Source organism: Kribbella catacumbae DSM 19601 (assembly GCF_000372465.1).
Classification (GTDB): Bacteria; Actinomycetota; Actinomycetes; order Propionibacteriales; family Kribbellaceae; genus Kribbella; species Kribbella catacumbae.
Genome location: NZ_AQUZ01000021.1, coordinates 135,159 through 145,112 on the forward strand (window position 1 = coordinate 135,159; position 9,954 = coordinate 145,112).

The following is a 9,954-nucleotide window of genomic DNA, read 5'->3' on the forward strand; positions in this document are numbered from 1 at the left end:
TCGTGGACGGTGTGACACGCCGTGGCCGGTCTCCTGGCTGACGGGAACTACGTCCGAGGGTCTGACCTTCCCGGTTGGTTTCAACCAGTGGTCTCCGCGAGGAACGACCGACGAACATCCCGATCACAGTGGCGAGGGCCGCGCCGGCATCACACCGGCTTCCCGAACACCACGACCCCGCAAACCTAACCCACCTGCAACCCAGTCGCAGAAACCACCCCCGGCGTGGAAGCGGTTGGGCCCCGCGGACCGCCGCCACTACCGAACCCGGCACCAACGCCGCGACACGCCGAGGGGAAGCGTTTGCTAGCCAGGTTTGGTAGTGCTGGCCGTCCGGCGTTCCCGTCGCCCCACCCGCCGTCAGACACAATCGCCTTTGAGTGGATGGAGAAGAGATGAGCCAGAAGGACTACGAGGCGGCGGCCGGCTGGGCTGAGCACGACATGGCAGCGGCGCGTGACTCGGAGAGCAGCTTGCGCGGGCAAGAGGCGGTGGTGTTCGGCCGGGCGTTGGTTGAGAGCTCCCAAGGCGGCGGCAGGGATCTGGCGGCGCACAAAGACAGCGGGCGAAGGGATTAGGACGTGCCGGTCTAATAGCGCCTTGGCCGGCCAATAGCCTGCTACAGCGCGCTATCGGCACCAGAACCGGCTATCGGTACCCGCAATCCGGCGTACCCCCTGGCTTTGGGTCAGCGGGTGTAGAGGGGGGAGATGGCTAGGGCGAAGGCGACCATGTTGTCTTTGTCTGTGGTGCCGGCGGGGAGGGGGACCAGTTCGATGATTTTGGTGGTGCCGACGCGGATCAGGCTGCGGCCGGTGGCTGTGTCGACGTAGCCCTCGTCGCCTAGGGGGATGGGGAAGGAGGTGGCGGCTTTTCGGGTGGGGGCGATGACTGCCTCCGCGTCGGCTACTCGGCGGACCGTCGAGTAGAGCACTCGGGTCTTGGTGATCCAGCCGCAGACGATGTCGCCCGTGTCGGTCTCGCTGTCGCGCCGGATCGCCGCGTCGACGCCCATCACCCGCGCGGCCGCCGACGTACCGCGTTCGCACTCCTTCCGAGTGATCAGCGGCGCGGGCTCCGGCAGCCCAGGAGCCTGCTGAGCCGTCTCCTGACCCAGTACTACGTACTTCGCCAGCGTCGCGGGCGGCCCGCTGACCTTGACGAGCTTCCCGTCGAACAGGAACACCACGAAGCGACTCGTCCCAAACCCGCCCTGCCCGATCGTCACCGGCTTGGCCGGCTCGCCTTTGGTGGCGTCATACGCCTTGCGAGCTGCTGCGAGGTCCGCAGGAGTCGCCGGGAACACAGAGCTGCCGACACGCAGTACGGGACCGCTTGGGCTCGTGCTGAGGCCAAGCTGGCACACGTCGTACGTCGGGAAGCCGAACTCCGCCGGAACCGGCTTCGGCTGGATCTGCACCACCGGGACGGCCAGTGTGGTCTGCACGAGCGTCTGGTTCATCCGCACGCACAGGGTGTCCGCCACCTTGGAGGTGGGCGGAGTACTCGGCGTCTCGGTCGGCGTAGGCGTCTCGGTCGGTGTCGTGCTGATCGAGACGAGTGGCGGCACGCTAGGCGCAGTCTCCCCGCCAGGACCGCTGCAACCGGCCAACAGCGCAGTACTGCCGAGCAGAGCGACCACTGAACGAATGCGCATGGTCACAGAGCCTAGTCGCGGAGTGGCGTCAGCCGGTTGGCGCGGTGCGGAGGTCGCGTTCGCGGACGGCGTGTTCGTCGGTGCGGGCGTCGTAGCGCCAGAACTCGCGCAACCAGACCGAGGTCCCGACCACGCCCGCGACGCAGAGCGCGCCGCCGCTGACGATCGCGAACCGGACGCTGGTCAGGTCCGCGACCAGCCCGGAGCGCGCCTGACCGCCGAGCGGGCCGAGCGAGTAGCCGAGCATCTCGATCCCGGCCAGCCGGCCGCGCATCTCGTCCGGGATGGTCTGGTTCCAGATCACCGACCGGAACAGCCCCGAGATCATGTCCGCGGCCCCGGCGATCGCGAAGAAGCCGATCGCGAACCAGATGGTCGGCGCCAGCCCGGCGATCCCCACCGACGCACCCCAGACCATCGTCGCGATGACCACCGCCCGGCCCTGGTGATGGACCCGTTTGGCCCAGCCGCTGGTCAGGCTCGCGCACATCGCACCGATCGCCTCGGCGCTGTAGAGCAGCCCGAGCAGCTTCGGTTCCTTCAGGATCTCGGTCGCGAACGCCGGGAACAGCACGATCGGCATCGCCAGGAACATCCCCACCATGTCGACCAGATAGGTGGCCAGCAGGTCCTTTCGCCGGTAGGCGTAGACGATGCCCTCGCCGATCCCCCGCAGGCTGGGCGGTTTGCTGTGCTCACTGGTCTTGTACGAGCCGAGCCCGGCGTACAGGGCGGTCGCGATCACCAGCCCGGTCAACTCGATCGCGAACGCCCAGGTCACGCCGGCCGCGCTGACCAGTACGCCGCCCAGCGCGGGCCCGGCGAGCTGGCCGATCTGCATCGTCAGCGAGGTCAGCGCCACCGCCGCGGCCATCTCCTCGTGCTTCACCACCCGCGGGAACAGCGCCTCCCGGCTCGGCCGCTGCAGCGACGTGGCGATCGCGTTCAGCCCGCCGCAGACGTAGATCAGCCAGATCTGCGGGTCGGCCAGCAGCGAGTTGCCGAGCATCAGCGCGCAGATCAGGGCCTGCGCGACGCCGGTGGCGATCAGCATCTTGCGGCGATCGACGTGGTCGGCCAGCGCACCGCCGTACAGGCCGAAGACGACCAGCGGGACGATCGTCACCAGGCCCATCGCGCCGACGGCGAAGTTCGATCCGGTCAGCTGATAGAGCTGGAACGGCAACGCGACGTAACCGACCATGCCGCCGAGGAAGAACACCGAGCCCGACACCACCAGGATGCGGAAGTCGCGGGAGCCGCGCCACGGGGTCAGATCGATCTTCAGCCGGGCCAGCTGGGCGCGGAAACTTGTTGCCACTGGCACATGGTGACAGGTGCGGTGACCCTGGACGAACCTGTTTTAGCCCTACTGTCTGCTCCGTGGACAGGCCTGGACCGGAACCGATCCTGCCGCCAGGGCGTCCATCAGCACGGACCAGAAAACCTGACAGACGGAGAAACCGCATGATGTCGACCTTCAAGGCTCGTACCCGGGCGCTGGCCCTCGTCGCGGCAGGCGCGGCAGCCGCCGGTACTGCGCTGCTGGCGCCGACGGCCGCTCAGGCCACCCCTGCGGCGGCGAGCACTCAGACACAGGCCGCCGCACTCAGCAGCCTCCTGAAGCCGGGCCAGTACCTGAAGCCGGGGCAGTACCGCCGCTCGCAGAACGGCGTCTACACCTTCATCATGCAGACCGACGGCAACGCGGTGCTCTACAAGGGCAGGACCGCGCTCTGGGGCACGATGACGAACCGCAAGGCGTCGACGCTGGTCATGCAGCGCGACGGCAACCTGGTGGTCATCTCCGGCCGTACGGCGGTTTGGGCCAGCGGTACTCACGGAAGCACCAACGCTCTGCTCGCTGTCCAGAACGACTCCAACCTGGTGATCTACAACTCCCGCGGCAAGGCGGCCTGGTCGCGCTGGATGGTGCTGGTCACGCTGGGCTCCGGCCGGGTGCTGAGCCCGAACCAGCTGCTCTACTCGCACAACCGCGTCTTCCGGCTGCAGATGCAGGCCGACGGCAACGCGGTGATCGTGAAGAACGGCAAGACCCCGATCTGGAGCACCAAGACGATCAGCAAGGGCGCCTTCGCGGTGATGCAGACCGACGGCAACTTCGTCGTCTACAGCGCAGCGAAGAAGGCACTGTGGCACAGCAAGACGATCCGCCGGGGCGCTGTCCTGCAGATGCAGAACGACGGCAACCTGGTCATCGTCTACGGCCGTACTCCGATCTGGTCCACCGGCACCGGCGGTCGCTGACCAGCTCGGCGGGACAGCTATTGCAACAACGTGCAATAGCTGTCCGTCGCCCAACATCGGGGGCCCCTGCAGCGTCGTACTCTTCGAGGGCTTTATCTGGAACCTGAACAAGGGGGGACCCACCGCATGATCAAGAGCAAGCTGCGCGGCATCGCCGCCGTCGCCGCGGGCCTGGCCACAGTCGCCACCGGCGCCGCGCTGACCGCACCGGCTCAGGCCGCCACCACGGTGGCCGAGTCCACTGCCCAAGCCGCCGCGATCTCCAACGCACTGCTGCCCGGCCAGCGCTTGCTGTCGGGCCAGTACATCCGTTCCACGGACCGTCAGTGGACCCTGGTGATGCGCGCGACCGGCAACCTGGAGCTGGTCAGGACCGGCAGCGGCAAGGTCTGGGAGAGCGGCACCGCCCGCGCGGGTTCCGTCACGGTGATGGAGAAGGACGGCGGCTTCAGCATCATCCACGGCCGGACGAAGTACTGGATCGGCGGAGCGAAGGCGAGCCCGAACGCCAAGCTCGTCCTCCCGACGGACGGCTTGCTGGCGATCTACAACGCTGCCGGCCGGTCCGTCTGGAACTACAAGATGGTGATCGAGACCATGTCGCCGGGCACCAAGATCTACGCTGCGGGTAGTGGGTGGGGACCGGTGGTGCTGTTCTCACGTAGCCGGGTCTACTCGCTCCAGATGCGCCCGAACGGTGCGCTGGAGCTGATGAAGAACAACACCACCAAGCTGTGGTCCGCGCCGTACAAGCCGTACCCGGGCGCGTGGGTCCACATGGCACCGGACGGCACCTTCGGCGTCCACCAGACCTGGGACTCGGTCTGGACCATCGTCACCCGCAGGTCCGGCACCGTGCTCCAGCTCCGCGACGACGGCAAGCTGCTGCTGATCCACGGCCGCACCGTGGTCAAGGTCCTGCACTGATAGCTGGAAATTCGACCGCCTGTCGCAGCGCCAAGCGCCGCGGCAGGCGGTTTCAGTTTGTTAAGAGTGGGAGTAGAGCTGTGAGATCCGTGCGCTCGCCTGAGGCGCGGACCTTGCCTGTGGTGCGGGCGGCTGACCACGTGGTCCGGCCGAGGGCGAGGTCGATCCAGATGTCGGCCGGCATCTCGATCACCGCGCCTGGGGTACCCCGGGTGTGTCTCGGCCCCTCGATGCACTGCACCGCCCCGTACGGCGGTACGCGGACCTCCACCGCATGGCCCGGTGCCTTGGCGACCAGGAGCTTCAGGAGCTCTTTCACCAGCAGCTTGAGTTCCGCGCGTCCGGCCTCGCCGGCGTCGTACCGACGTAAAGCTTCGTCCATCTCCACAGCCGGCAAGGGTACGCGGGTTTCGCTCGCGCCCCCCTCGTACCCGATAATCAAAGTAGCGACCGAGACGCGGAAGTGAGGTCGGGATGCTCACGCCCAGGCACCAGGCGCTGGTGGCGACGCTTGCGGGAATGACCGTAGGCGTGGCCGTGTTCGGCACCGTTCTGGCGATCAACGGCAATTTCTCCGGGGACGGCGATAAGTCGGGTCAGGTGGTGAACAGCCAGCCGACGCAGACGCCGAGCTCCGGCGACGGTCTGCAGGCCGCTTCGCTCCAGTTCACGTCGCAGCCCTTCGGCTCCGAGTCGCGACCGGCGACCGCCGACGTGCCGACGGGCTGGAAGAGTGCCCAGGACGGCACCAGACCGAAGTACGTCGATCCGACGGGTGTGTGGCAGCTCCGCTTCGACACTCGCGGCAGCAAGCAGACGCCGGCCGAGCTCGTCGACTCCCGCGCGCGCAGCATCGAAGAGAAGAACCTGAAGATCATCAGCCGCGACAACGGCACGCTGGTCTACACCTACGACGACCAGACCCGCGGCCCGCGGATGGGACTGTCCAGCTTCCTGCCCACCGCTGACGGCAAGCGCACCAAGGTCGAGATCACCGTCGGCGGGCGCCCACAGGACGAGGCCGGCCTCCGCGCCGTCCTGCAACGCGCCACCGACACCCTGCAACTCTCAGGCGAAGAAGACACCCGCCCGAACTAGTGGTGACGCGACACACCACTAGCACTTGATGTCGGCGGTCGGCGCCGTGCCCTTCAGCAGGTAGGTCTCGATGGCGTCGTCGACGCACTGGTTGCCTTCGTTGTAGCCGGTGTGGCCGTCGCCATCACGAGTGATCAGTACGCCGCTCTCCAACTGCCCGGCGAGCCCGACCGCCCAGTCGTACGGCGTCGCCGGGTCGCGGGTGGTGCCGACGACGACGATCGGCTTGGCGCCCGTCGCCTGGATCGTGTGCGGCTTGTCCGCCGGTTTCACCGGCCAGTTCGCGCACGGCAGCGAGCCCCAGAGCAGGAACGACCCGAACCGCGGCGAGGCGGCCTTGAACTTCGGCTCGTCCGCCTTAGCCTCGGCGACCGACGCGATGTCCGGACGGTCGAGGCAGTTGACCGCGTAGATCACCTCGTTCTGGTTGTTGCCGTAGCCGCGCGGCGTCCGGTCGGTGTACTCGTCGGCCAGCGCGAGCAGCCGGGCGCCGGTGCCGTTCAACCCATCGACCACCGCGTCCTCGAGTCGCGGCCAGTAGTCCTTCACGTACAGCGGGAAGATCACCCCCAGTACGACGAGCGCCTGGGTCACCTCGCGCTTGCCGTCACCTGGCAGCGGCTGCGCGTCGCTGTCGTTGATCACCTTGTCGACCTTCGCGAGCACTTCGGCCTTGGTGCTGCCGAGCCGGCACGCCCGCTGCGCGCAGTCCGCCGCGAAGGCGTCCAGCGCGGTGTCGAAGCCCTTCGCCTGAGCCATGTTGTTCTCTTCGGAGGTCTTCGACGGGTCGACCGCGCCGTCGAGAACCAGCCGGCCGACGTTCTTCGGGAACAACTCGGCGTAGGTCGCGCCGAGCAGGGTTCCGTACGACATGCCGAGGTAGTAGAGCTCCGAGTCGCCGACGATTCCCCGCAGTACGTCGATGTCGCGGGCGGCGTCCTTGGTGGAGACGTGCGGCAGCAGGTCGCCGGAGCGCTGCTGGCAGCCGTCGGCGAGGGTCTTGGCCTCGGTGTTCAGCGCGTTGATCTCGGCGTCGTCGTCCGGGCTGCCGTCGGCGGCGATGAACTTGTCCAGCTGCTCGGTGTCGAGGCAGCGCACCGGCGTCGAGTCGGCGACGCCCCGCGGATCCCAGCCGACGATGTCGAACTTCCGCAGCAGCGGCGCGCCGAGCACGAATCCGGCCGAGGCGGCGAACTCCTGGCCGGAGGCACCCGGCCCGCCCGGGTTGATGAACAGCGTGCCGATCTTGCCGGTACGGTCGCGCGCCGGGACCTTGCGGGCGCGCAACTCGATCGTCTTGCCGTCAGGCTTGCTGTAGTCGAGCGGCACGTTGATGGTGGCGCACTGGTTGCCCGAACCGCAGCGCTCCCAGCGGGGCTGCTGGTTGTAGAACTGCTCCAAACCCGCCGGCACCGGCCCGGCCGGCCCCTTCGGCGTACTGCTCGGCTGCGTCCCACCAGGTCCGTCGGCATCCTGAGCCCGGCTGGCCACCCCGCAACCACCCACCAAGAGCGCCAGGCCTGCCACCACCACGGTCGTCCTGCGCATCATCACAGCGAGCTGTCTCCCGTACCCTCGTCCGACCCATCCTGTACCGCACTGTCGCCATCACCGTCGGCCTGACTCAGCCGGCGACGCCGGCGTGGCTTACGCCGCTTGCGCTCTGGCTCCGCTGCCAAGGCAGTCTCCTCTGCACCAGCCGGCGGAGGCACATCAGGTGGTGGCGCTGTCTCAGTTTCCTGCACTGTAGGAGCCACTGGCGGTACTTCGGCTGCCTGCGCGGGCAAACCCAGCTCCACTATCGGTGGAGCGTCTGGGGTGGTGGTGCTGGAGGCTTCGTATTGCTGGCGAGGGGAGCAGACGTCTGCTCGGCTGCAGGCGCAGCGGCGACCAGACGCAGCGAGACGGACGACCACCGTGTCGCTCGGGACGTTGTGCCCGACGACGACGCCGTCACCCGCGGGGGTTTCGACCGGCGTACCGGTGGCTGGTGCTTTGGCGTTGAACTCCTGGTACAGCGGGTGCTCGTACTTCAGGCAGCACATCAGCCGACCGCAGGCCCCGGAGATCTTCAAGGGATTGAGCGGCAGGTCCTGATCCTTCGCCATCCGCACGCTGACCGGCTCGAAGTCCTTCAGGAACGTCGCGCAGCACAAGTCCCGCCCGCACGGCCCGATCCCGCCCTGCAACCGCGCCTCGTCCCGAGCACCCACCTGGCGCAGCTCGATCCGCGCTCGCAACCCGCGGGCGAGATCCCGGACCAGTTCGCGGAAATCCACCCGGTGCGGCGCGGAGAAGTACACGATGACGAGCTGATCGACGTCCGCCCGGCGATCCACGAAGTCGATGCCGACCACCTTCATCGGCAGCCCGTGCTCACGGATCAACCGCTTGGCGGTCAACCGCGCATCGGCCCGGCGCTGGCGGTTCTGCTCGTCGCGCTCCAGGTCGGCGGGCGTCGCGACGCCCTCACACAGAGGAAGCCCACCGATCTCCTCAGTGACGTACTGCGGCGCCCAGACGCACTCAGCCACCTCAGGCCCGTCGTCGGTCGGGACCAGCACTTTTTCCCCGACCCGCGGTCTGTGCGAGCCGGGGTCCAGGTAGTACAGCCGCCCATACCGCTCGAACGACACCGCCATCACCATGCCCACGCGGCCAGACTACGTGCCATAGCGTCCCGTGGTGGACATCCTCTGAGTGATTGCGGTGTTCAGGTGCGTGCATCGCGGTGCTTGAGGAGCGTCCTCGATGCGGAGCATCGTGGATGCTCGTCAAGTGCCGTGAGGTGCGTGCCTGGGCGCCGCAAGCGCCAGAGGATGTCCACCACGGGACGCTTCAGCGCTTACTCCCCTTTACCGACCCGGTGAGGGGTTCGTCGTCGGGCCCGTAGGCGGCGCAGACGACCAGGCGGTCGCCGTTGGACCAGTAGTCCTCGTCCGGGTACCAGTAGCTGGATTGGAGCTCCGACTTGTCCACGGTGTTGCCGACGTACTTGCTGAACTCGAGGTCGCATGAGGCACGCGACTGGTCCTCGACTCGGCGATCACCCGGATAGGGTCCGGCCGGCAGCGTGACGTTCGAGACGAGTTCGGCGTCATGCGGCTTGGAGCAGTCCCGCCGGTCGACCTCGTCGTGACCGAAGCCGTCGTCGAAGCACTCCCCGACCGCCAGCGAGTCGACGTACGTGATCCTGCCCGGATCCGAACTGCCGCCGTAATTGTCCTCACTGAAACCGACGGCGATCCCGATCGCGAGCAGCCCGCCGAAGAAGAGCGTGATCAACCCGCCCACCACGATGCCGACCACCGCCTGCGCGGTACCCGATTCTCCCCGCCGCTTGATCTGCACCAGCGCGGCGATGCCCAGCCCGACCCCGACCGGCGCGGAGATCCCGATCACGAGCCCGCCCAGCCCGCAGATCATCGCAGCGATCGCGAGACCATTCGTCTTGGCCAGTGTCGTCCCCGGATACCCGTAGCCATACCCGTACGCCGCCGGATACTGCACCGGCCCGTACTGCGGCTGGCCAGGATAGGGCGGCAGTTGCGGCTGCACCGGGAAGGGCGGCTGCTGCCCGTACTGCGGCTGCTGCTGATACGGCTGCTGCTGATTCGGATCGGGCTGCCCCGCCGGCCGCCCGTACGTCGGGAACGGCCGAGGCGTGTCCTGCGGCCGATTCGGGTCCGGATCCGGTCCCGGTGGATATGTCACTGATCGCCCCCTAGGAGCCTGCTGAACAAGGGAGGTTTGGGGGCGGGAAGCGCGGGAGGGGCCTGTGTGTGCGGTGGTGGGTCGGTTCGCTGGGGTCGGTAGCGTGGTTGTTCTTCGCGCGGATGCGGTGATGGGGCGTGTGAGCGGCGCTTGGGGGCTGTGGACAGGTCCCGGGGGGTGCTGGTCAGGCTAGGTTCCAGCTTTCGCCGTGGCGGGTGAGGCCGAGGTTGAGCAGGCGGCGCAGGTTCAGCCCGGCCATCCGGGTGTGGAGCCACTGGTCGTTCTTGGTG

The 9,954-nt window shown here is 67.9% G+C and carries 10 protein-coding genes and 1 riboswitch; of the genes, 4 read left to right on the forward strand and 6 right to left on the reverse strand.

Annotated features, from left to right (window positions below):
• Positions 1–6: 6 nt before the first annotated feature.
• Positions 7–189, reverse strand: a riboswitch (cobalamin riboswitch).
• Between the two features lie 206 nt (positions 190–395).
• Entirely contained in the window at positions 396–578 is a 183-nt protein-coding gene (locus A3ES_RS47980) for a hypothetical protein (RefSeq protein ID WP_020389052.1), read from the forward strand.
• A 110-nt stretch (positions 579–688) separates the two neighbouring features.
• Here A3ES_RS47980 and A3ES_RS0122240 read toward each other — a convergent pair whose 3' ends face one another.
• Together A3ES_RS0122240 and A3ES_RS0122245 are read right to left on the reverse strand one after the other, a co-directional pair.
• A complete protein-coding gene (locus tag A3ES_RS0122240; RefSeq protein WP_063745989.1) occupies positions 689–1,657 on the reverse strand; it encodes a hypothetical protein in 969 nt (322 codons plus the stop codon).
• A gap of 28 nt (positions 1,658–1,685) precedes the next feature.
• Complete coding sequence (locus tag A3ES_RS0122245; RefSeq protein WP_020389054.1) at positions 1,686–2,978, reverse strand: MFS transporter; 1,293 nt, start codon at positions 2,976–2,978, stop codon at positions 1,686–1,688.
• 146 nt (positions 2,979–3,124) lie between these two features.
• On the opposite strand from A3ES_RS0122245, the gene A3ES_RS55545 reads away from it, so the two are divergent.
• Positions 3,125–3,925 carry a hypothetical protein gene (locus A3ES_RS55545; RefSeq protein ID WP_020389055.1) on the forward strand — a complete coding sequence of 267 codons (801 nt, stop codon included), beginning with the start codon at positions 3,125–3,127 and terminating at the stop codon, positions 3,923–3,925.
• 126 nt (positions 3,926–4,051) lie between these two features.
• Entirely contained in the window at positions 4,052–4,852 is an 801-nt protein-coding gene (locus A3ES_RS0122260; RefSeq protein WP_020389056.1) for a hypothetical protein, read from the forward strand.
• A 52-nt stretch (positions 4,853–4,904) separates the two neighbouring features.
• Here the strand turns inward: A3ES_RS0122260 and A3ES_RS0122265 are convergent, their stop codons facing one another.
• On the reverse strand, positions 4,905–5,234 hold the full coding sequence (locus A3ES_RS0122265) for a sterol carrier family protein (protein ID WP_020389057.1): 330 nt from the start codon (positions 5,232–5,234) through the stop codon (positions 4,905–4,907).
• A gap of 137 nt (positions 5,235–5,371) precedes the next feature.
• Between A3ES_RS0122265 and A3ES_RS0122270 the strand changes: the two genes are divergently transcribed.
• On the forward strand, positions 5,372–5,950 hold the full coding sequence (locus tag A3ES_RS0122270; RefSeq protein ID WP_237745023.1) for a hypothetical protein: 579 nt from the start codon (positions 5,372–5,374) through the stop codon (positions 5,948–5,950).
• Between the two features lie 18 nt (positions 5,951–5,968).
• Here A3ES_RS0122270 and A3ES_RS0122275 read toward each other — a convergent pair whose 3' ends face one another.
• The 3 genes from A3ES_RS0122275 to A3ES_RS51455 form a co-directional block, all read right to left on the reverse strand.
• The gene (locus tag A3ES_RS0122275; protein WP_157630670.1) at positions 5,969–7,498 is read right to left on the reverse strand and encodes an alpha/beta hydrolase; all 1,530 of its coding nucleotides are present in this window, start codon (positions 7,496–7,498) and stop codon (positions 5,969–5,971) included.
• Between the two features lie 2 nt (positions 7,499–7,500).
• Positions 7,501–8,598, reverse strand: coding sequence for a PSP1 domain-containing protein (locus A3ES_RS47990; protein ID WP_020389060.1), 1,098 nt, complete (start codon positions 8,596–8,598; stop codon positions 7,501–7,503).
• Between the two features lie 190 nt (positions 8,599–8,788).
• The gene (locus tag A3ES_RS51455) at positions 8,789–9,664 is read right to left on the reverse strand and encodes a DUF4190 domain-containing protein (protein ID WP_020389061.1); all 876 of its coding nucleotides are present in this window, start codon (positions 9,662–9,664) and stop codon (positions 8,789–8,791) included.
• Between the last annotated feature and the right edge of the window lie 290 nt (positions 9,665–9,954).